Source organism: Corynebacterium xerosis NBRC 16721 = ATCC 373 (assembly GCF_001552415.1).
GTDB classification, from domain to species: Bacteria; Actinomycetota; Actinomycetes; order Mycobacteriales; family Mycobacteriaceae; genus Corynebacterium; species Corynebacterium xerosis.
The window spans coordinates 63,512-85,114 of the sequence record NZ_BCRD01000008.1 but is presented as its reverse complement, the minus strand read 5'-3'; the positions used below and the strand labels follow the sequence as shown (position 1 = coordinate 85,114).

The following is a 21,603-nucleotide window of genomic DNA, read 5'->3' as shown; positions in this document are numbered from 1 at the left end:
GGCGGGCCGCCGACACCGGCGACTCCGGCGGCGCCGACACCGACGGTTCCGGTTGGCTCCTCGACGGCGTGAAGCCGTGGTGCTCGGGCGTGGGCCGGTGCACGCATGCGCTGGTCACGGCCCGGGTGGACGGGAAACCGCGCTTGTTCGCGGTCGATCTGCGCCATCCCGGCGTGACCGGGTCGGCCGACGCGTGGGTCAACGCCGGCATGGCGGCCACCGCCACCGGCGAGGTCGCCTTCGACGCCGTTCCGGCGGTCACCGTCGGCGGGCCGCGCGACTACCTCGACCGCCCCGGCTTCTGGCACGGCGGCGTCGGGGTCGCGGCGTGTTGGTTGGGCGGGGTCGCGGGGCTTTACGACGTCCTGGCCCGCACCGCGTCCCGCCACGGCAAACCTCACGCCCTGGCCCACCTCGGGGCGGTGGATGCGGCGTTGGCGAACGCCCGGTGGATGATCATCGGCGCCGCCGCCGAAATCGACGCGGACCCCGGCGATGCCGAGGCCGCCCGCATCCGGGCGCTGCGCGTGCGCACGGTGGCCGACCGCATCTGCGCCGACGTCATGGATCACGTCGGCCGCGCCATCGGCGCCGGTCCCCTGGCCCATGACGCCGACGTGGCGCAGCGATTCGCCGACATCGCCGTCTACACCCGGCAGTGCCATGCCGAACGCGACGAGCAGTGGCTCGGCGAGCTGCGGTTGGCGGAAGGCTCCGCCCCGTGACCGTCCCCAACGGCCGCCGCCTGGCGGCCACCGACGACATCGGGGTGACCTCGGCCGAGCAGTGGCGCGGCGCCATCACCGCGCCATCCATCGCCATCGGCCCCGGCCGTCTGGTCGTGGTGGCGCCGCACCCCGATGACGAGGTTCTCGGCCTCGGCGCGACCATGGCGGCGCGCTCCTCGCGGAAGGCGCCGGACCTCTTTTCGGGCCGCGGGCCCGGCGAGACCGGTGCCACCGATACATCCACGCACGACCCCTCCGACGTCGTCGTCTGCGTCTCCGACGGCGCGGCCTCGCACCCGGGCGAGGTTGCTCCGGAGGAGATGAGGGGCCGTCGCAAAGCGGAATGCGAAGCCGGGGCCCGCGAGGTCGGCATCGATCTGCGGATGCTGGGGCTCCCCGACGGTGGCTTGTCCGCCGACGCCGTGGACGCCGCGCTGCATCCCGTCCTCGATGAGCTGGCGCCGACGACCGTGGCCGTGACCTGGTCCGGCGACGGGCACCCCGACCACCACGTCTGCGCCGAATCGGTGCGCCGGTGGTGGCGGGACGCACGGGCCCGGGGCCGCGGCGGAAACGGGGACGCGGCCGGCGACGGTGGCGGTGACGGCGACGGTGGCGGTGACGGCGACGGCGACGGTGACGTCACCCTGCTCGAGTTCCCCGTGTGGATGTGGCATTGGGCCAGCCCCGGCGACGCGGATGTGCCGTGGGAGCGGCTGCGGCGGGTCGCCGCCGATGACCGGGCCTTCGATCACAAGCGGCGGGCACTGGCGGCCCACGCCTCGCAACTGGAGCCCCAATCCAGTGCACCGGATGCGACCGTCATCCTGCCGCCGGCGGTGGTCGAGCGGTTCTTCCTCGGCGCCGAGTGGGTGTTCGCGTGATGGACCGCGATTACTTCGAGGGCATCTACGCCGACGGCCCCGACCCGTGGGGCTTCGAGACCAGCGAGTACGAACGCCGCAAATACGACCTGACCCTGGCCGCGCTGCCGCGCCGGCGCTATGCGCGCGCCCTGGAACCGGGCTGCTCCATCGGCGTGCTCACCGCGGATCTCGCGCGGCGCTGTGACGCGGTCGAGGCCTGGGAGCCCATCGACGCCCCGCGCGCCGCCGCCGTCGAACGCACGCCGGACCACGTCACCGTCCGCGACGCCGTCCTCGGCGAGGCGGAGCCCCTGCCCGGCGCGCCCATCGACCTCATCGTGCTGTCGGAGGTCCTCTACTACCTTCCGGCGGATGAGGTGGCGGTGGCCGTCGGAAAGTTGCTGGACCTGGCCGCACCCGGCGCCGACGTCGTGGCCGTGCACTGGCGCCACCCCATCGACGGCATGGAGCTCGACGGCGACGGCGTCCACCGGCGCCTGGCCGCGATGGGGCGGCTGACGCCGATCGGTTCGTGGGTCGAGGCGGATTTCCGCATCGACGTGCTGCGGCTGGGCTGAGGCCTCAGCGGGCGACCTTCACCCAGTCGTCGCCGTCGCGGCGGACCAGGCCCATCTCCTCGAACCGGCGCAGCCACCCCTCCATCGGCCAACGGCCGTGGCGGTCGCGGAACAGCGCGCCGTTGCGCAGGATGTCGTCGAGGTGCTCCACCGGCGGCGAGCTGACCGGGTGCCACTGGTGCAGTGCATGCGCCCCGCCGACCCAGGTCAGCGGGATGCCGTGGGCGAGCAGCTGCGCGCCGAAGTCGGTGTCCTCAGCCCCGTAGCCGGCGTAGCCCGGGTGGAATCCGCCGAAGGCGTCGCCGATGCGCCGCCACGCCGCCGCCGTCACCGCGAACGACAGCGACCAGAACAGGTCGTGCTCCCGCTCGGTGGCGCGGCGCAGCGTGCCGGGGGGCGGGTCGGGGCGGGCCGGGTGCGGGTCGATGAGGGCGGGCAGCTTTGCGACGCCCACCTCCCCCGTGCCCTCCGCCAGATACGTCACGGGGCCGCACAGGACCGCCCCCGGATCCCGCCCTGCCGCATCCAGGTACCGGTCGACGAGATCCGGGGCGGGCACGCAGTCGGCGTCGAGGAAGATGATCGTGGCCGGCGGGCCCGACGGGCATTCCAGCGCGGCGGCCGCCCCGGCGTTGCGGGCCTCCCCCAGACGCACCGGGCCGGGGCCGGTGCGGTCGACGATCCGCGCACCCGGCACCGGCCAGGTGTCGGGGCCGATCTGCACGACGATGCGGTGGGCCTCCGGCGCCCACAGGTCCAGGCCCTCGTGCTGGCGGGCGACGTGGTCGGCCCGGCCCACCGAGGCGACCGTGACGATGGTGGCCCTGGCGCGGTTCGCGGCGGTGGCTGCGAGAGCGGTGGGGGCGCTGGCGGCGAACCCGCAGCGCCCATCAGCAGCCACGGGCCACCCCCTCGATGACGGCGGCGGCGCGGTCGGCGGCGCCTTCGGTGCCCCACGCGGACCAATCTGCGGCGGGTGCCCGGTCCAGCAGGCGCGGCCACGCCTTCGGGGCGGGCGGATCGTCGTCCGCGCCGCACGGCACCAGGGCGAGACCGGCGTCGGAGAGCACGCGCGCGGTCGCCTCCTGTTCGCCGAACGGCCTCGGCCTGGGGATGACGATGGCGCGGGCGCCCGCGGCGGCGATGTCCGCGATGGAGTTCTGGCCCGCCGCCGCGACCACGACGTCCGCGGCGCACAGGTACGGCCAGGGATCGGCGACCCAGCCATGCGCCGCGTCGAGGATCCGCACGTCCGCATCGGGGCAGGCGGCGGCGACGGCGTCGAAGTAGCCCTCCGGCAGGTCCCCGCCCCCGGCACCGCCGAGGACGGTGACGCGCATGCGGCCGGATGAACGCCCAGTACCGTCCGCACCGGCCGGATCGAGCGGGTCGCGTGAATCGCCGAAGTCCGCGCCGGAGGTGGTGCGCTCGCGGCCCTCGAAGCGCGTGATGCCGCCGACCGCGTGGACGCGGTCGGCCACCGGCTCGAGGTGGGCGGGCAACGGCACCCACTCCGGCCAGGCGGCGATGATCCCGTCGGCGATGGAGTGGCCCAGCACGTGGGGGCGGTCCCGGCGATCACCCGGCATGGCCTGCACCGTCACCGGGGTGCCGTGCAAACGTGCGAGCAGGGCGACCTCGACGGAAACGTCGACGTGGAGCGCCGCGGGCATGTCCGCGGCGCCTCTCACCCCGGCACCGCCACCGGCCAGGAACTCGGAGATCATCGCCATCCGGCGAGCCATGCCCTCCGAGCCCGGCGGCGCCCAGTGCAGTGCCCCGCCGGCGGTGGGGTCCGCGCCTGGGATGCCCGGCGGGTCCATGGGCAACCGGATGTCGGCGTCGTCACGGGAGCCCAGCGTCGTCGCGGCGATCCCGCGTCCGGCCAGCGCGGATCGCAGGGCCCCGGCGCGCATGGCGTGCCCGGAACCATGATGGTGGACGCACATGCCGATGCGCGCCATCACCGGGCCCCCTGGCTTTCGCGCAGGTCGTGCAGGGCATCGCCGTCGCCCCCGTGGTCTCCGCCGCCGTCGCCGTACCCTTCGCCGCCGCCGTCGCCCTCGCCCTCGCCGAGAAGGCGGCGGTAGATGGCTTCGTAACGGCGGATCATCGTCGTCACGCTCAGGTCGCGCTCGGCGGCGGCGCGCACGGCCGTCCGATCCATGTCCATGGCCTCATGCAGCGCCCGCGCCAGGCCCTCGACGTCGCCGGCCGCGGCGGTGCGCCCGATCGCCGGCGAGACGACCTCCGCCAACCCTCCGCGGGCGAACGCCGCGACGGGCGTGCCGCAGGCGGCGGCTTCGGCGGCGACGAGGCCGAAGGGCTCATCCCATTCGGGCGTGACCAGGCAGACGGCGGCGCGGCCCACCAGGCCCGCCAGCGCGCGGTGGCCGAGTTCGCCGACCATGCGCACCGCCCCCGGGGCGCTCCGCCCGATCTCGGGGGCGAGCACGTCGCGCGCGTAGTCCACGTCGCCGATGCGGCCGGCCAGCACCAGGGGCACCCCGGCCCGGCGGGCCGCCGCGACGGCCAGGTGGGGAGCCTTGTCGGGGATGATGCGGCCGAACCACACGGCGGGCCCGCCGCCGGGCCCCGGCCGCCACGTGGCGACGTCGACGCCGTTGGGCACCACGCCCGCCGGCCGGGGCAGCGTCCACAGCGACGCGGTGTGCGCGCTGACGGAGACGAAGTGCCCGACGTCGGCGGGTCCGCCGCCGGCGCCCTCGAACAGGAACGCCGCGGCGATCAGGTCCTGCATCTCCGGGAAGGGAGGGGTGTGCAGCGTTGTGACCAGCGCCGTGCCCGCGGGCCGGGGCATGGTCAGCGGGATCGGGTGCAGGGAGTTGTTGTGGATGACGTCGTAACCGCCGGCCGCGAGATGGTCGGCCAACCGGGCGAAAGCCGCGGTTTCCTTCTCGCGTTCGCCCGGCGGATAACCGCTGTCGCTGACGGGGCCGTCGTGGCCGGACCAGTCGACGCCGGGGAACTCCACGTCCTCGACGTGCCCGGCGCTGCCGCGCGCCGCGAAGAGGTCGACGTCGTGCCCCGCGGCCCTCAGCCCCGCCGTCAACGCGGCGACCAGGGACTCCAGTCCCCCGGCGTAGGGCTGGCGGATGGGGTAGCGCGACGGGGCGATGACGGCGATGCGCAGCCGCGTGCGCTCCGTCACCATCCGAGCACCTCCAGGTACAGATCGCGGTGGGCGCGGGCGACCGCGTCCGTGGTCCGCGTCGGGTCCTCCGCGCGCGGCAACGGGCCGTCCCTGCGGGCGGCGAGGACCGCCTCGCGGACGGCCGCGGCCACGGCATCGGGGTCGGTCATGTCCGCCGGGATCACCGCTCCCGGCCGGTCGGCCTGGTCGGCGTAGTGCCCCACGCCCGGAACGATCACGCGCAGTCCCAGGTCACGGCACATTTCCAGCCACCCGGAATGGGTGCCGAAGGCGTACGGCAGCACCGCGGCGACGCACTCCGCCAATCCCCGGTGCAGGTCCGCGTCGCTTTTCGGGCCGGATGCGTCGAGCACGACGGTCGCGGACAGCGCGGGGTCGTCGTCAAGCTCGCGCAGGCCGCGCGCCAATGCCGGCCGATGCCTCTCGTTTGCCGGATCGAGGACCTCGGGGAAGACGTGGATGCGCAGCCGGGCGCCCGGGACATCGGCCAGGGCCGCGGTGATCGCGCGCGGCAGGCGGGGGTCGTCGACGACGTTGGGGCGCACGTTCTTGTACGACAGCGACACGTCCAACCGCCGGGGCGTCCGCTCCATCAACGCGCGGGCCGCGTCGCCATCGACGATCGGCGGGTGCGGGATGACGCGCGGGCGGACCCCGAACAGCGCCTCGCATTCGTCGGCCGCGGACTCGGTGAGGGTGATCACCGCATCGGCGCGCCGCACGAGCACACGCAGGGCCCGTCGATATTTCTCCTGGTCCAGGACGTGCGGGCAGTCGATGTCGTGGGCGGTGACCACCAGCTTCGCCCCGCCGGCGTGCACTTCGTCGGCGAAATCGGCCAGCTGGTCGGCGTTGCGGTGCTCGAAGCCGAAGTGGACGTGGACGATGTCGGCGCCGCGCGCGGCACCCGCGCCGCCGCCCGGCTCCAGGTGCGGGTGGGGCCACCATCGGCCGGGGTCGTCGGGGTCGACGATCGGATCGGGGCGCAGATCGGCGAAAGGCCCGATCACCGCCTTCACGTACGGGTGACCGGCGGGAATGGCCGTGATCCGCGGGCGGCGCGGGTGAATGTTGATCACGCGTCGACGGTACCATTAACAACGTGAACGTCGATCCCCGCATCCGCCATTACGGTCGCTTCTATGGGCTGTCCGATCAGGGCTCATCGGACCGGCCGCTCGTCGCGGTGACGGGCAACTGCCAGGCGGGATCGATCCGCCGGCTGCTCGACTCCACGGGCGCCGCCGACGCGGTGCTCATTCCCCCGGTCCACGAGCTGACCGCCGATGACGTCCCGCATCTGCGGGCGCTGTTGTCGCGCGCGGACATCCTGGTCGCCCAGCCGGTCCGCGACGGCTACCGGGGGCTGCCCATCGGCTGGCGCGAGCAGGCCCGGATGCTGCCGGCCCATGCCGCCGTCGTGCGCTATCCCGTGCTGCGCTGGGCGGGGCTGCACCCGTGGCAGGTGATCGTCCGGCCACCGTCGAACACGTCGGCGACGCCTCCGCTGGTTCCCTATCACGACCTGCGCATTCTTCTCGCGGCCGCCCGCGAGCCCGCATTCGCGTCCCGGTCCGGGATCGTGCTTGACGACGCCCCGCTCCGCCCCTCCCCGGCGGGCCTGCGGGCCGCGGCCGCCGCGTCGGTCGCCGCGTTGCGCGCCCGCGAGGATGCGCACGGGACGATTCCCGTCGCCGATCTGCTCGCGGCGGCACCGCGATGGCACACGATCAACCACCCCGACAACGCGACGCTTCTCGCCGTCGCCAGGCGCGTCGCCGCCGCAGCGGGCATCGGCGGGAAGATCCGCGATCCCGGGTGGGAGATGCTCGGGGGCGCCCGCGCCCGGATCGACGATGACGCCGCCGCGGCATTGGGCGTCGAAGCCGATCCGCCGGGGCCGGAATGGACCGTCGACGGGAAGGCCGTCGATGCCGACGAGCTTCGCGACGCCCATCTGTCCTGGTACCGGCGACATCCTGATGCGGTGGAGGAAGGGCTGCGGCGCCACGCGGACCTCATCGGCACCCTGACCGGGGCCGCGGCATGACCGGGATCGACGACGTCCACGTGCTGGCGGTGGGCCCGGCCGATCATGGCGTCGTCAAGCATGGCCTGGAACTGGCGGCGGCCGCCGGGGCACCGGTCCTGCGATTCGACGATGCGGCGGAGCTGGATGCCGCTCTCGCGACCGACCGGGAGGGCGCGTCCCCGCTGCCCGGGGCCATCCACGTCGCCTTCACCGATGCGTTGTTCGGCGGCCCCGCGGAGGCTCCCCGCCGCATCCGCGAGCTGGCCCGGGGGCGGCGCCTGTGGCTCGGTCTCCACGACGTGCCGCAGGAGGGCGAAGGCGCCGAGCGTCTGGCCAGGCGACGCGCCTGCTACGCCGCGGCATGCGACGTCGGGATCCCGGGCGATGGCGGGATCGAGGGGACGGTGGTCAACTCCGACCACGAGAAGCGCTGCCTCGCGGCCGCCGGGGTCGCCGACGACCCCGTCGTGATCCCCTTGCCCGTTCCGGACATGCGCGAAACGGACTTGCACGGGGTGAACCAGCGCTCGGCCGACCTGCGCGAAGCGCCCCCGTGCGAGGCCGCACCGCAGGGACATCGCGGCACCACCGCCGGAATCGGTCGCGGTGCCGCCGTCGATGCACCCGGTGCCGCCATCAGTGGGACCGACATTCCGGTCATCGGGGTGTTCGGTTTCCTCTACCCGGGCAAGGGAGTCGAGGACGTCATCGACGCCGCTGCGGCACTGACGGTCCCGGTGGAGGTGGTCAACATCGGCGGCGTCTCGGATGGCCACGGGCACATGGTCGACGACCTCGCCGCCCGCGCACGCGATGCCGGGGTGGGATTCCGCGTCACCGGGCACATCGCCGACGCCGACCTGCCCGGCGCGCTGGCCGCCGTGGACGTGCCCGTCACCGCGCACCGGCACATTTCGGCGTCCGGGTCGCTGAACTCGTGGCTCGGCGCCGGGCGCCGCCCCATCGCGGTGGCCGGCGATTACGTCGCCGAAACGGCCGCACGCTGGCCCGGGCACCTGTACGTGGTCGACCGCGGAAACCTCGCCGGAGCCATCGCCGACGCCCTGGCCGATCCCGCGTCCACGTGGGCCGACGCACCCGCCGAATGGGGCTGGGACGACGTCGCCGCAGCCCACCGGGAGGCGTGGCGATGAACAGCCTGCCCACCGTCGACGTGGTCATCCCGCATTACGACGACCCGGCCGGCCTGCACCGCATGCTCGCCGCCGTCGCCCGGCAAACCTATCCCCGCGAGCTGCTGCGCATCATCGTCGCCGACGATGGATCTCCCCGCGCTCCCGAAATCGATGCGGCGGATGGGCCGGCGGTGACCGTCGTCAAGCAGGAGGACCTGGGTTTCCGCGCGGCGGCGGCGCGCAATCTCGGGGCCTCGGCGGGCGCCGGCGAGGTCCTGTGTTTCCTGGACTGCGACACCGTCCCCGCACCCGGGTACGTCGCCGCGGCGGTCGCCGGGATGGACGCGCGGACGGTGACCGTCGGCAAGCGCAGGCACGCGACGTTCCCGGTTGACGTCATGGACGGCGATCCCCTGGCCGGGATAGTTCCCCTCGGCGATCCCGACTGGCTGGAGGACGGCTACCGCGCGACGCGGGATCTGGCCGACGCCGATGATTCCTCGTTCCGTTTCATCATCTCCGCGGTGCTCACCGTGAGCCGGGAGCTGTTCGAGGCCGTCGGCGGTTTCGACGGTTCCATCGTCGGCTACGGCGGCGAAGACTGGGATTTCGCGTGGCGACTGTGGCGGGCGGGCGCGCGGTTCCGGCGCGTCGCCGAAGCCGTGGCCTGGCACGATGGCCCGGATTGGGCCGGCCGCCCCGCCGACGCAGCCACCGCGGCGGCGGAGAAGAACCGCGAAACGCTCCTTCTCTCCCGCCGCATCACGCACCCCATCGCGCGGCCGGCCGGCGTCGTCTTCGACGTCCCCGACGTGCAGGTCCACCTCCACCGTCCCGCGTCCTGGGCGCCGGGCGCGGTGGCCGCGACCGTTGCGGCGTGCCTGGCCGCGGGCGACTGCCGCGTGATCCTGCCACCCGACGTGACCAACCCGTTTCCCGGCGATCCCCGCGTCGGCCCGGCCGTCGGCGGCGCGCGGGCGGAAGTGGAACTGCTTCACCCCGTCGGCGAAATCCCCGGTGGCTGGGCCCGCATGATGGAAGCGATCGAGCGGGCCGGCCGCGGCGCGATCGTCGATCCCGGCGGCCGGTCCCTCGCCCGGTTCGTCACGGCCCGTCATCGTCACCTGCGCATCTGGGCGCGGCGGGGCCTGGCTCCGCACCCCGGCCGACGGGACGTGCCGGTGCGAACCGACGGCGCGGATGCCGGGTGGCGGGTCCTACGTGGGCCGGTGCGGCTCGAGGGCCGTTTCGCCGGCTGGGGCTGAGGCGCCGGATCGGGCCGAGTCGCCGGCCGCCACCTCGCGGGCCGCGAGTTCGTCGAGGTAGCCCGACATTCCGCTGCCCGTGCGCCGCGACACCCGCGCCGACGTGACCACGCGGCAGTCCGCCACCCGCTCCACGCGCGCACCCGACGCGACGAGCCGCTCGACCAGGTCGACGTCCTCGGATTCCGCCAGCGCGCGGAAACCGCCGACCCACCCGTAGGCTGATCCGCGCACGCCGAGGTTGGCGCCGTGGATGTGGTGGTGCCCGGGGGCGTCGTCGTAAAGCCTCTCGAAAAGCGCGCGCAAACCTCCGGGGCGCTGCTCCCATTCGGCGACGCCGATGCTGCCGACCACCGCATCCGCGCCCGCATCGGCATGCGCGAGCTGCGCGGCCAGCCAGTCCGGCGCGACGACGGTGTCGGCGTCGGTGTGAGCCAGCCACACGTCGGCGCGCAGGTCGAGCGGGTCGACGCCGGCGGCGCGGGCGGCCCCGACGTTGCGGTGGTCGACGATTCGCTTGACGACGCCCACCTCCCCGCCACCGGCCGGCACCTTCGCGGCAGTGTCGTCGGTGCAGGCGTCGAGGATCACACGGACCGTGACGGGCAGGCCCGTGAACTGCGCCGACGCGATGACGGAGTCGACGCAGGCGGCGATGCGGTCGCGTTCGTCATGGGCGGGGACGACCACGACGATGCGGGCGATCCGGGGCGGCACGGTTTCGTCCGCCGAACTCGCGGCGGGTACGGGGGCGTCTCGGCCGACGTCTCCCGCGGAACCGTTGTCGTCCGCGCGCCTCACAGTGCCCACCGCACCCCGCTTTCCGCCGGTTGGCGGGGCATTTCCCCGCCATCGAGGTAAATATACTTCACCCCGGGAAGGGGTGCGCTCGCCCCCGCGAGCGCCACCGCGACCGCCGGTGCCGCGACCACCCGCACCCGCACCCGAGGGCTATTAATGCGCATTCCTGTTGCGTATTATGTGCGGCATGACCTCGCCCACCGCCCCCGGTCGCGCCGAAGCGACCTCCCGCCCCCGCCGCGCCTCCTGGCACCGCCGGGCGGGACGTCCGGTGCGCTGGTGGTTCGCGGCGATCATCGTCGCCGCGATGATCCACCCCTTCCTCGACGACGGCCGCTGGCTGATGGTGCACCTGTTCACTCTCGGCGCGGCGACGAACTCGATCCTCGTGTGGAGCCGCCACTTCACCGAGCGCCTCCTGAAGATCGACGTGCCCGAGGAGGCCCGCCGGATCCAGCTCGCGCGGATTCACCTGCTCAACGGCGGGATCGTGGTCACCATCGTCGGCAAGCTCGGCGACTGGTGGCCGGTGACCACCGCCGGCGCGACCATCGTCGGCCTGGCCGTGGCGTGGCACGCGGTGTCGCTGGGCCGCGATCTGGTCGCCGGGCGCGACCGCCCGTTCGCCATCGCCGTCGCCCACTACGTCGCCTCCGCCTGCCTGCTGCCGGTGGGCGCGACATTCGGTGCGCTGCTGGCCTCGCCTGTCGGCGATTCGCTTCACGACGGCCTGCTGCTCGCCCACGAAGCCGTGAACCTCATCGGCTTCCTGGGCCTGGCGGCGTCGGGGACCCTGATCACCATGTTCCCGGCGCTGTGGCGCACCCGGATGTCGCCGCGATCGCATCCGGCGACGTCACTCGCGGTGCAGCTGACCGGCATCACGGTCACAGCCATCGGCGGGCTGGCCTCCTGGCCGTCGGCGGCGTCGGCCGGACTGGGGTTGGTGGCACTGGGCTGGATCATCGCCGCGGTGCCGTGGGCGCACAACGTCCTCGTCGTGGCGAAGGATCCCCGCGACCGGCTGTCCTACCCCGCGTTGTCCGTGGCCGCGGCGGTGGCGTGGCTGATCGGCACGCTCATCGTCGCCGCCGCGCAGGCGAGCGGAGACGCGTTCGTCATGTCCTCGCTGACCCTGCCGCTGATCATGGGCTTCGCCGCCCAGCTGCTCATCGGCGTGATGAGCTGGCTGCTGCCCTCCACCATCGGTGGCGGTGCCCGCGCCCTCGGCGCCGGACTGGCGGAGATGGACCGGGCCGGGGCGTTTCGCTGGACCATCATCAACGTCGGCCTGATCCTGTGGCTGCTGCCCTTTTCGTCGTGGCTGAAGGTCGTGCTCTCTTTCCTGGTCGGCGCCGCCTACGTCGCCTACCTGCCGCTGGTCGTCCGCGCCGCGAAAGCGCAGATCGCGGTGCTGAAGTCCCGCAAGGCCGGCACCATCGACGTCACGCGCAAGGACGGGACGCCGGTCGGCGCGGGTGGCACGGACGGCGCGGCGGGTGCCAGTTCCATCGGGACCACGACCTCGCCCACGACCCCGACGCGGACCCCGCCGCGGACCCCGCCGGCCGCCGACTCCCGCCGCCTCGGCATGCAGACCACCGCGGCGCTGGCCGTGCTCGCGCTGGTCACCACCGTCGGCGTGGCGTTGACGGGAGGCAGTGGAGTGGGTGCCGGCGGAGCAGGCGAAACCACGCAGGCCGCCGACGTCACCCCGACGGGCGACACCGTCGAAGTCACCGTCACCGCCCGCGACATGGCCTACGAGCCGAACGTCATCGAGGCCAACCCCGGCGACCGCCTGGTGATCACCCTGGTCAACGCCGACGAACAGGTCCACGATCTGCGCCTGGCCACCGGCCAGGACACCGGCCGCGTCGCCCCCGGGGAGAAGGCGACCATCGAGGTGCCCGTCGTGCCCGGCGACGTCGACGGCTGGTGCACCATCGCCGGTCACCGCCAGATGGGCATGACGCTGACCGTCGACGCCGGCGGCCCCGCGGCCGGCTCCGATGGCGCGCACACCGGCCACGCCACTCCCGGCGCCCTCGGTGAGGTCGGCGAAACCCCCGGCCCGGATTCCCCCACCATCGACCCGATCCTCGACGCCGCACCCGACGCCGACGTCCACGAACTGACTCTCCGCGCCAGCGAATTCACCGGTTACGCCGCACCCGGCATCGAGCAGGAGCACTGGGTCTTCAACGGCGCCCCGCTCGGCCCGACGCTGAGGGGCAAGGTCGGGGACGAGTTCGTCGTCACGCTGATCAACGACGGAACCATGAGCCACTCCGTGGACTTCCACGCGGGCATGGTCTCCCCCGACGAGCCGATGCGCGACATCGCCCCCGGCGAATCGCTGGTCTACCGCTTCCGCGCCGAGCACGCCGGCATTTGGCTCTACCACTGCGCGACCATGCCCATGAGCCACCACATCGCCGCCGGCATGCACGGCGCGGTCATCATCGATCCGCCGAATCTGCCGCCCGTCGACCACGAGGTTCTGCTCGTCCAATCCGAGGGCTACTGGGGCGACGCCGGCCCCGACACCGACAAGGTCATGGCCGAGGACCCCGACGCGTACCGCTTCAACGGCTACCCCGACCAGTACATCGCCCACCCCATCCGCATCCGCGCCGGCGAGTCCGTGCGCTTCTGGGTGCTCGTCGCCGGCCCGAACAAGGGCACCAGCTTCCACGTCGTGGGCACGCAGTTCCACCGCATGTACAAGGAAGGGTCACTGCTGCTTGACGACGGCGCCGGCGGAGGCCAAGCGCTCTCCCTGTCGGCGGCGCAGGGCGGCTACGCTGAGGCGCGGTTCCCCGAGCCGGGCACGTACACCTTCGTCGACCATCAGATGGTGCATGCGGAGATGGGCGCGCGCGGCCACGTCATCGTGGAGTAGCGGCCGGGTGCGGGGCGCGGACGCGACCGTAATTCGTGGCTCGCGCGAATGAAGGCCATGGGGCGGGCACGGGGACGTCGGCGTCGCAAAGCAAAAGCCCCGGGCCGTCAACCGTTAGTGCCGGAATCCTCCCATGTATGTTTCAAGCCATGCTCTGACCTGCGCCTTTGTCGAGCCTCGCGGGGGTCACGCCAGCGTCACAGCGGTGCCCGAGGCGGTGACCATGAGCATGCCGTTGTCGGCGCCGAGAACCTCGTAGTCGATGTCGACGCCGACGACGGCGTCGGCGCCCAGAGCCTGGGCACGCTCGTAAAGCTCCGCCAGGGCGGTCTCGCGGGTGTTGCCGAGCTCCTTCTCGTACGCCTCGGCGCGGCCGCCGATGAGATTGCGGAAGCCCGCGCCGATGTCCTTGAACATGTTGACGCCCGAGATCGCCTCCGAGGAAACGATGCGGATGTACTGGGCGATCTCGCGGCCCTCGATGCTGGGGGTGGTGGTCATGATCATGGCGCCGAGGATACGCCCGAGAAGACCGCCGCGCCCGGGTGAATCCGGTGCACGGCGGTCCTTCTGCCAGCGGTTATTGCTACACCCCGATGGGCATGTCCGTCGGCTCGACGGCGCGGGGCAGGTTCGACTCGCCCATCAGGTGGCGGTCGACGGCCTCGGCGCAGGCGCGGCCCTCGGCGATGGCCCACACGATGAGGCTGGCGCCGCGGCCGTTGTCGCCGGCGACGAACACGGGGCCGGTGAACGAGCCGTCGTACAGCGCGTCCGGCTCGAGCGTCGCCCGGTAGTCGTCGTCGCGGACCATGCGGCCACGATCGTCGACGGTGACGCCCAGCTCCGCGACGATCCCGCCGCGCTCGGGGCCGGTGAAGCCCAGGGCGATGAGCACCAGATCGGCGTCGATGTCGAAGTCGGTGCCCTTCATGGGCACGCGGCGGCCCTCGACCACGGCGACCTCGTTGGCGGAGATGCCGGTGACCCGGCCGTCCTCGCCGTGGAAGGACACGGTGTTGGCGTTGAACACGCGCTTGCCCAGCGTCTCGCCGGACACGCGAGCGTCCAGGCCCAGCGCCGCGGTGGCCTCCGGCGGTTCGGAGCCGGTGATGACGTACTCGCCTTCCTCATGCGCCGTGGCCACGCGCCACACCAGCGGGTACATCGGCCACGGGGTCGACGCCGCACGCAAGCGCGGGGCACGCGGGCGGATGTCGAACTGGGTCACCGATGCCGCGCCCTGGCGCAGGGCGGTGCCGAAGCAGTCGATGCCGGTGTCACCGCCGCCGATGACCACGACCTTCTTGCCCTTGGCGTCGATCTCCGGGGTCAGCTCCTCCCCCGCGGCCTCCGCCGCGGCGACGCGGTTGGCGTGGGGCAGGTACTCCATCGCCTGGTGGATGCCGTCGAGGTCGCGGCCGTCGACGGGCAGGTCGCGGGCCAGCGTCGCGCCGGTGGCCAGCACCACCGCGTCGAAATCGGCCAGGTCGGCGGCGGACGGCGAGATGTTGCAGCGGAACTCGGTGCCCTCCGCCTCCATCTGCTCCAGACGGCGGTCCAGGTAGCGGGCCTCCATCTTGTAGTCCGGCACGCCGTAGCGCATCAGGCCGCCGGGCTTGTCGTCGCGCTCGAAGACGGTCACCGCGTGCCCGGCGCGGGTGAGCTGCTGCGCGGCGGCCAGCCCCGCGGGACCCGAACCGATGATCGCGACGGACTGGCCGGTGTCGAAGCTGGCCGGGATCGGCTGGACCCAGCCTTCCTCGAAGCCGCGTTCGGCGATGGCCAGCTCGACGTCCTTGATGGTCACGGCGTCGTCGTTGATGGCCAGCACGCAGCCACCCTCGCACGGGGCGGGGCAGACGCGGCCGGTGAACTCGGGGAAGTTGTTGGTCGCGTGCAGGCGGTCGAACGCCTCGCGCCACCGGTCCTGGCGCACCAGGTCGTTCCACTCCGGGATGATGTTGCCCAGCGGGCAGGCGGAGTGGCAGAACGGCACGCCGCAGTCCATGCAGCGCGACGCCTGCTTCTCGATGTGCCCGGGGGCGGGGTGCTCGTGGACTTCCTTCCAGTCCATCAGCCGCAGCGGAACGGGGCGGTGGGCCGGCTCCTCGCGGCGGTGCTTCATGAATCCCTTGGGATCAGCCATTGTTCACTGCCTCCATGATCGCTTCGTTGATGTCCAGGTTGTCGGCCTCGGCGCGCGCGACGACGTCGAGCACGCGGGCGTAGTCGCGGGGCATGACCTTCACCATCGCCGCGGGGTCGACGTCGATGGTGGAGCCGGTCAGCTCGCGGTGGCGGGCGATGACGCCGGTGAGCCATTCGACGTCGTCGGCGTCGGGGGTCTGCAGGTCGACGAGTTCGGGGTTGATGCGGGCGGCCAGCGCGTCGGCACCGTCGGCCGTGCCGTTGCCGCCGTCGGCGCGGAGGAACGCGATGCCGCCGCTCATGCCGGCGCCGAAGTTGCGGCCGACGGGGCCGAGGACGACCACGCGCCCGCCGGTCATGTACTCGCAGCCGTGGTTGCCGATGCCCTCGACCACCGCGGTCGCACCGGAGTTGCGCACGCAGAACCGCTCGCCGACGGTGCCGCGGATGAAGATCTCGCCGCTGGTGGCGCCGAAGCCGATGACGTTGCCCGCAATGGTGTCGGTGGCCGCGTCTGCGGTGGGCGGGGCGGAACGCGATGGCTTGACGACGATCCGGCCTCCGGAGAGTCCCTTGCCCACGAAGTCGTTGGCGTCGCCCTCGAGGACCAGCTCGACTCCGGAGGGCACGAAGGCGCCGAAGGAGTTGCCGGCGGAGCCGGTGAGGTCCACGGTGAGCGAGCCGTCGGCAAGCCCCTTGGCGCCGGTGCCGCGCGTGACCTCGTGGCCCAGGCGCGTGCCCACGGACCGGTCCACGTTGGAGATCGGGTAGCTGAGCTTCAGCGGGCCGGCGGATCCGGCGGCGCCGCGGCGGGCGGCCATCAGCAGCGCCGAGGAATCGGCGATGATCTGCTGGTCGAGCGTGCCCTCCAGGCCGTGCTCCTGGGACTTCGTGCAGCGCGGGTCCTGCTCCATCCACGGGCTCTCGGCGGCGTGGAGAATGCGGTCGAGGTTGAGCTTCGCCGCGCGCGGCAGGTCCTTCAGGTCGGAGCGGGGGCGCAGGCAGTCGACGCGGCCGACGGCCTCGTCGATGGAGCGGAAGCCCAGTTCCGCGAGGTATTCGCGGATCTCCTCGGCGATGAACGTGAAGAAGTTGACCACGTGCTCGGCGCGGCCGGTGTACTTCTTGCGCAGCTCCGGGTTCTGCGTGGCGATGCCGACCGGGCAGGTGTCCAGGTGGCAGACACGCATCATGACGCAGCCCTCGACCACCAGCGGCGCGGTGGCGAAACCGTACTCCTCGGCGCCGAGCAGCATGGCCACCATGACGTCGCGGCCGGTCTTGAGCTGGCCGTCGCACTGCACGCGGATGCGGTCGCGCAGGCCGTTGAGCATCAGCGTCTGCTGCGTCTCGGCCAGGCCCAGCTCCCACGGTCCGCCGGCGTGCTTGAGGCTGGTCAGCGGCGAGGCGCCGGTGCCGCCGTCGTGGCCGGAGATGAGCACCACGTCGGCGTGGGCCTTGGACACGCCCGCCGCGACGGTGCCGACGCCGAGCTCGGAGACGAGCTTGACGTGGATGCGCGCGTTCGGGTTGGCGTTCTTCAGGTCGAAGATCAGCTGCGCCAGGTCCTCGATCGAGTAGATGTCGTGGTGCGGCGGCGGCGAGATCAGGCCGACGCCCGGGGTGGTGATGCGCACCTCGGCCACCCAGGGGTAGACCTTCGACGGCGGCAGCTGGCCGCCCTCGCCGGGCTTGGCGCCCTGGGCCATCTTGATCTGGATGTCGGTGCAGTTGGACAGGTAGTGGCTGGTCACGCCGAAGCGGCCCGAGGCGACCTGCTTGATCGCGCTGCGGCGCCAATCGCCGTTGGGCTCGCGGGAGAAGCGCTTCGGGTCCTCGCCGCCCTCGCCGGAGTTCGACATGGCGCCGAGGCGGTTCATGGCGATGGCCAACGTCTCGTGGGCTTCGGCGGAGATGGAGCCGTAGCTCATGGCACCCGTCGAAAAGCGCTTGACGATGCTCGACACCGGCTCGACCTCGTCGATCGGCACCGGCGGGAGGTCCGAGGTCATCTCGAACAGGCCGCGCAAGGTGGCCAGCCGCTTGGTCTGGTCGTCGACCTTGCGCGTGTAGTCGCGGAACACCGCGTACTGGCCGGTGCGGGTGGCGTGCTGGAGCGTGAAGATCGTCTCCGGGTTGAACAGGTGGTACTCGCCCTCGCGGCGCCACTTGTACTCGCCGCCGAGGTCCAGGTCGCGGTGCGCCTGCTCCTCGGGGCGCGGCAGGAAGGCGCTGCGGTGGCGGGCCTCCACGTCGGCGGCGACCTCGTCCAGGCCGACGCCCTCCAGCGGGGAGGTCGCGCCGGTGAAGTACTCGTCCAGGAACTCCTGCGACAGGCCGATGACGTCGGCCAGCTGCGCGCCGCGGTAGGACTGCACCGTGGCGATGCCCATCTTCGACATCACCTTGAGCACGCCGCCGGCGGCCGCGCGGCAGTAGTTCGAGCAGGCCTCGTCCAGGTCGAGCGTGCCCAGCTGGTTCTTCATGCGCAGCTCGTCGATGGTCTCGAACGCCATGTACGGGTTGATGGCGTCGGCGCCGAAGCTGATCAGCATGGCCATGTGGTGGACCTCGCGGGCGTCGCCGGCCTCGACGATCAACGAGGCGCGGGAGCGTGTCTGGTCGGCCACCAGGTGGTGGTGGACGGCGGAGGTCAGCAGCAGCGACGGGATCGGCGCGTAACGCTCGTCGGACTCGCGGTCGGACAGCACGATGAGGGACTTGCCGCGGTCGATGGCCTCGGAGACCTCGCGGCGCACGCGGCGGATGGCGTTGCGCAGGCCGCGGCCGCCCTGGGCCACCGGGTACAGGCCGGAGATGACCGCCGAGTCGAACCGGGCGAACTTGTCGTCCTCGTGGGCGCCGACCAGGGTGACGAACTCGTGGTTGTCCAGGATCGGGTGCTCCAGGCGAATGCGCCGGGCGGCGTCGGCCGTGGGGTTGAGCACGTCGGCCTCCGCCCCGAGCAGCGTGTGCATGCTGGTGACGGACTTCTCGCGGATGGAGTCCAGCGGCGGGTTGGTCACCTGCGCGAAGCGCTGGGCGAAGTAATCGAAGAGCATCCGCGGGCGGTTGGACAGCGCCGCGATGGGCGTGTCGGAGCCCATGGAACCCAGGGCCTCGGCACCGGTCATGGCCATCGGGCGGATGATCAGATCGACGTCTTCCTCGGTGATGCCGAAGACGCGCTGGCGCAGTACCGCGCGGCGGTGCGGCATGTACTTGTAGCGCTTCTGCGGCAACTCGGAGGTGGTGACCAGGCCGTCCTCGACCCACTCGCGGTACGGGCCGGTCGCCGCCAGCCGCGACTTGATCTCGGCGTCGTCGATGATGCGGCCCTCGGTGGTGTCCACCAGGAACATGTGGCCGGGGCGCACGCGGGTGCGCTGGACGATGTGCTCCGGCGCGATGTCCAGCACGCCGGCCTCCGACGCCATGACCACCAGGCCCTCGTCGGTGACCCAGATGCGCCCGGGGCGCAGGCCGTTGCGGTCGAGGGTGGCGCCGATGACGGTGCCGTCGGTGAACGCCACCGCCGCCGGGCCGTCCCACGGCTCCATCAGGCAGGAGTGGTACTCGTAGAACGCGCGGACGTCCGGGTCCAGGTCGTCGTCGTGCTCCCAGGCCTGCGGGATCATCATCATGACGGCGTGCGGCAGGCTGCGGCCGCCCAGGTGCATCAGCTCCAGGGCCTCGTCGAAGCGCGCGGTGTCGGATCCGTCGGGGTCGCACACCGGCAGGACGCGGTCGATGTTGCCCAGCTCGTCGGAGCGGATCAGGGCCTCGCGGGCGCGCATCCAGTTCTCGTTGCCGCGCACGGTGTTGATCTCGCCGTTGTGCGCGACCATCCGGTACGGGTGGGCCAGCGGCCACGAGGGGAACGTGTTCGTCGAAAAGCGGGAATGCACGATGGCCAGCGCCGACGTCAGCTCCGGGCGGCGCAGGTCCGCGTAGAAGCCGGCCAGCTGCGGGGTGGTCAGCATGCCCTTGTAGACGATCGTGCGGCTCGACAGCGACGGGAAGTACACGGTGTCGCCGCCGGCGCCCTGGCCGGCGCCGCGGGAACCGAGCTCGCGCTCGCAGCGCTTGCGCACGAACCACACCTTGCGGTCCAGGTCGATGCCGGTCAGCGCGCGGCCGTCGCGGCCCTTCGCCGAGACGAACAGCTGGCGGAACACCGGCATCGCGTCGCGGGCCATGGAGCCCAGGGCCGAGTCGTCGACGGGCACGTCGCGCCAGGTGATCAGGTCGACGCCCTCTTCGGCGCAGATGTCCTCCACCGCGCGGATGGCGTCCAGGGTGGCCATGCGCGCCTGCGGCAGGAAGGCGATGCCGGTGGCGTACGCGCCGGGCTCCGGCAGCAGCACCCCGGCGTGGGACAGTTCGGCGCGGTAGAACGCGTCGGGGATCTGCATGAGAATGCCCGCGCCGTCGCCGGTGTTCTTCTCCGCGCCGGCGGCGCCGCGGTGGTCGATGTTGACCAGCGCCTGGATGGCCTTGTCCACGATGTCGCGGCTGGGGCGGCCGTGGATGTCGGCGACGAACGCGACGCCGCAGGCGTCATGTTCGCGGGAGGGGTCGTAAAGGCCCTGGCGCGCCGGGCCGCCGGCCAGTCGGTGGCCGTCGTTCGGGCTCGTGGCGATGGTCATTGCCGGTCCCTTTCGTTCGCTGTCGCCCTCGCGGGCGTCATGGGTGTTCGTGTCGCACGTGCCGGCCCGGGGTCCCGGGGCCCGCTCGTGCGTGGCTTCTGACTGCAGCTTCGGTGGTCGGGGCCGTAATGACATAACTTTGGCCGCGCCATTTCCGCAGGTCGCCATGCGACTGTGACATGGGGCACATTCGCGCCGGGGCCTGATTACCGCCGGGCAATCGCCGTTTAACTCCCCCGAAACAATCCGGGGGTGCCGCCGGACCCCGCTTCCCCCCTTCGAACACGCGGGCCAATTCGCCGGGGCCCGTCGCCGGCGCGGTCCGCCCGGTGTCCTATGGTCGCCGCATGTCGTCGCGCATCCGCCCTTTCACCCGCCCGCGCCGCCTGGCCGCCGCAGTGCTCGCGGCGGGCGCGGCCCTGTCGGGTTGCGCGGTCCTCGACGGCGATGGCTTGACGACGTCGCCGTCCGGCACATTCGGCGCCCCCGCAGATTCCGCCTCCGATTCTTCTGCCCCGTTCCCCGCCGAATCACTCACCGAATCTCCCGCCGATGACGCATCCCGGCCGTCACCCGCCCTTCCCGGGCCCCCCGCCGCACACGACGAAGGGGCCGCCGATGGGGGCGCCGGCCCGTCGCAAAGCATTCCGCCGCACGATGCGGAAGGACCGCTCGGCGACATCCGGGCGCAGCTGGCGGCCCTCGAGGTGAAGGGGCGCGCGCCGAAAACCGGGTACGACCGCGATCTTTTCGGGCAACGCTGGTCCGACGACGTGCCCGTGGCGCTCGGGCACAACGGCTGCGACACCCGCAACGACATCCTGCGGCGCGACCTGGTCGACGTGGCGATCAAGCCGAACACCAACGACTGCGTCGCACTGGCCGGCACGCTCCACGACCCGTTCACGGGTACGGTCATCCCCTTCCAGCGCGGATCGGCGACGTCGAGCGCGGTGCAGATCGACCACGTGGTGGCCATGTCGGACGCCTGGCAGAAGGGCGCGCAGGGTCTCGACGACGAGGCGCGGCGGGCCTTCGCCAACGACCCGCTCAACCTGCTCGCCGTCGACGGGCCATCCAACCAGCGCAAGGGCGACGGCGATGCCGCGACGTGGCTGCCGCCGAACTCCGCGTTCCGCTGCCAGTACGTCGCGCGGCAGATCACCGTGAAGCACCGCTACGGGCTGTGGGTGACGCCGGCCGAGCGCGAGGCGCTGGACCGCTGGTTGGGCACGTGCGGGCCGGTGGATGACGCGGCGCTGGCCGCGCTCGTCGAGGGTGCGGTGGCGGAGCGGCGGTAGTGCGGTCTCGGCGCTC

16 protein-coding genes are annotated in these 21,603 nt (G+C 72.7%); 8 read left to right on the top strand and 8 right to left on the bottom strand.

What is annotated here, in order from left to right:
• From CX1_RS11395 to CX1_RS11385, 3 genes are all read left to right on the top strand, one after another.
• Positions 1–725 (top strand): acyl-CoA dehydrogenase family protein (locus tag CX1_RS11395; protein WP_060925696.1); only part of this gene is annotated, 725 nt, incomplete at its 5' end.
• Positions 722–1,612 carry a PIG-L deacetylase family protein gene (locus CX1_RS11390; RefSeq protein WP_046651416.1) on the top strand — a complete coding sequence of 297 codons (891 nt, stop codon included), beginning with the start codon at positions 722–724 and terminating at the stop codon, positions 1,610–1,612. The genes CX1_RS11395 and CX1_RS11390, both read left to right, overlap by 4 nt.
• Positions 1,612–2,172: a class I SAM-dependent methyltransferase gene (locus CX1_RS11385; RefSeq protein ID WP_046651417.1), complete on the top strand. Its 561-nt coding sequence runs from the start codon at positions 1,612–1,614 to the stop codon at positions 2,170–2,172. The genes CX1_RS11390 and CX1_RS11385 overlap by 1 nt, the downstream gene beginning before the upstream one ends.
• Positions 2,173–2,176: 4 nt before the next feature.
• On the opposite strand, the gene CX1_RS11380 is transcribed toward CX1_RS11385, so the two are convergent.
• The 4 genes from CX1_RS11380 to CX1_RS11365 are packed head-to-tail and all read right to left on the bottom strand — an operon-like array spanning position 2,177 to position 6,426.
• Positions 2,177–3,073, bottom strand: a complete 897-nt coding sequence (locus tag CX1_RS11380) for a glycosyltransferase family 2 protein (RefSeq protein WP_255217661.1) — start codon at positions 3,071–3,073, stop codon at positions 2,177–2,179.
• Positions 3,063–4,136 (bottom strand): glycosyltransferase, encoded by a 1,074-nt coding sequence (locus CX1_RS11375; RefSeq protein ID WP_060925695.1) that lies wholly within the window; start codon positions 4,134–4,136, stop codon positions 3,063–3,065. The genes CX1_RS11380 and CX1_RS11375 overlap by 11 nt, the downstream gene beginning before the upstream one ends.
• Entirely contained in the window at positions 4,136–5,344 is a 1,209-nt protein-coding gene (locus CX1_RS11370; protein ID WP_255217660.1) for a glycosyltransferase, read from the bottom strand. Before CX1_RS11370 ends, CX1_RS11375 begins: the two co-directional genes overlap by 1 nt.
• Positions 5,341–6,426: a glycosyltransferase gene (locus CX1_RS11365; protein WP_060925694.1), complete on the bottom strand. Its 1,086-nt coding sequence runs from the start codon at positions 6,424–6,426 to the stop codon at positions 5,341–5,343. Before CX1_RS11365 ends, CX1_RS11370 begins: the two co-directional genes overlap by 4 nt.
• 23 nt (positions 6,427–6,449) lie before the next feature.
• Between CX1_RS11365 and CX1_RS11360 the strand changes: the two genes are divergently transcribed.
• Genes CX1_RS11360 through CX1_RS11350 form a run of 3 tightly spaced genes read left to right on the top strand, consistent with a single transcriptional unit; the run spans position 6,450 to position 9,780 of the window.
• The gene (locus tag CX1_RS11360; RefSeq protein ID WP_255217659.1) at positions 6,450–7,397 is read left to right on the top strand and encodes a WcbI family polysaccharide biosynthesis putative acetyltransferase; all 948 of its coding nucleotides are present in this window, start codon (positions 6,450–6,452) and stop codon (positions 7,395–7,397) included.
• The gene (locus tag CX1_RS11355; protein ID WP_060925693.1) at positions 7,394–8,533 is read left to right on the top strand and encodes a glycosyltransferase family protein; all 1,140 of its coding nucleotides are present in this window, start codon (positions 7,394–7,396) and stop codon (positions 8,531–8,533) included. Before CX1_RS11360 ends, CX1_RS11355 begins: the two co-directional genes overlap by 4 nt.
• Positions 8,530–9,780 carry a glycosyltransferase family 2 protein gene (locus CX1_RS11350; RefSeq protein WP_060925692.1) on the top strand — a complete coding sequence of 417 codons (1,251 nt, stop codon included), beginning with the start codon at positions 8,530–8,532 and terminating at the stop codon, positions 9,778–9,780. The genes CX1_RS11355 and CX1_RS11350 overlap by 4 nt, the downstream gene beginning before the upstream one ends.
• Here CX1_RS11350 and CX1_RS11345 read toward each other — a convergent pair.
• On the bottom strand, positions 9,733–10,497 hold the full coding sequence (locus CX1_RS11345) for a glycosyltransferase family 2 protein (protein WP_211255214.1): 765 nt from the start codon (positions 10,495–10,497) through the stop codon (positions 9,733–9,735). The genes CX1_RS11350 and CX1_RS11345 overlap by 48 nt on opposite strands.
• A 271-nt stretch (positions 10,498–10,768) precedes the next feature.
• On the opposite strand from CX1_RS11345, the gene CX1_RS11340 reads away from it, so the two are divergent.
• The gene (locus CX1_RS11340) at positions 10,769–13,486 is read left to right on the top strand and encodes a multicopper oxidase domain-containing protein (protein WP_060925701.1); all 2,718 of its coding nucleotides are present in this window, start codon (positions 10,769–10,771) and stop codon (positions 13,484–13,486) included.
• A 186-nt stretch (positions 13,487–13,672) separates the two neighbouring features.
• Here the strand turns inward: CX1_RS11340 and CX1_RS11335 are convergent, their stop codons facing one another.
• From CX1_RS11335 to gltB, 3 genes are all read right to left on the bottom strand, one after another.
• Positions 13,673–13,993, bottom strand: coding sequence for a heavy metal-binding domain-containing protein (locus tag CX1_RS11335; protein ID WP_046650389.1), 321 nt, complete (start codon positions 13,991–13,993; stop codon positions 13,673–13,675).
• A 79-nt stretch (positions 13,994–14,072) separates the two neighbouring features.
• On the bottom strand, positions 14,073–15,635 hold the full coding sequence (locus CX1_RS11330; RefSeq protein WP_046650388.1) for a glutamate synthase subunit beta: 1,563 nt from the start codon (positions 15,633–15,635) through the stop codon (positions 14,073–14,075).
• The gene (gltB, locus tag CX1_RS11325) at positions 15,628–20,286 is read right to left on the bottom strand and encodes a glutamate synthase large subunit (protein WP_060925691.1); all 4,659 of its coding nucleotides are present in this window, start codon (positions 20,284–20,286) and stop codon (positions 15,628–15,630) included. Before gltB ends, CX1_RS11330 begins: the two co-directional genes overlap by 8 nt.
• A 347-nt stretch (positions 20,287–20,633) precedes the next feature.
• Between gltB and CX1_RS12125 the strand changes: the two genes are divergently transcribed.
• Entirely contained in the window at positions 20,634–21,587 is a 954-nt protein-coding gene (locus CX1_RS12125; RefSeq protein ID WP_082719335.1) for an HNH endonuclease family protein, read from the top strand.
• The last annotated feature ends 16 nt before the right edge of the window (positions 21,588–21,603 follow it).

Coding starts and splice junctions, on each gene's coding strand:
- CX1_RS11385 (WP_046651417.1), top strand. CDS start 1,612: ATGGACCGCGATTACTTCGAGGGCATCTACGCCGACGGCCCCGACCCG.
- CX1_RS11375 (WP_060925695.1), bottom strand. CDS start 4,136: ATGGCGCGCATCGGCATGTGCGTCCACCATCATGGTTCCGGGCACGCC.
- CX1_RS11355 (WP_060925693.1), top strand. CDS start 7,394: ATGACCGGGATCGACGACGTCCACGTGCTGGCGGTGGGCCCGGCCGAT.
- CX1_RS11350 (WP_060925692.1), top strand. CDS start 8,530: ATGAACAGCCTGCCCACCGTCGACGTGGTCATCCCGCATTACGACGAC.
- CX1_RS11340 (WP_060925701.1), top strand. CDS start 10,769: ATGACCTCGCCCACCGCCCCCGGTCGCGCCGAAGCGACCTCCCGCCCC.
- CX1_RS11335 (WP_046650389.1), bottom strand. CDS start 13,993: ATGATCATGACCACCACCCCCAGCATCGAGGGCCGCGAGATCGCCCAG.
- CX1_RS11330 (WP_046650388.1), bottom strand. CDS start 15,635: ATGGCTGATCCCAAGGGATTCATGAAGCACCGCCGCGAGGAGCCGGCC.
- gltB (WP_060925691.1), bottom strand. CDS start 20,286: ATGACCATCGCCACGAGCCCGAACGACGGCCACCGACTGGCCGGCGGC.
- CX1_RS12125 (WP_082719335.1), top strand. CDS start 20,634: ATGTCGTCGCGCATCCGCCCTTTCACCCGCCCGCGCCGCCTGGCCGCC.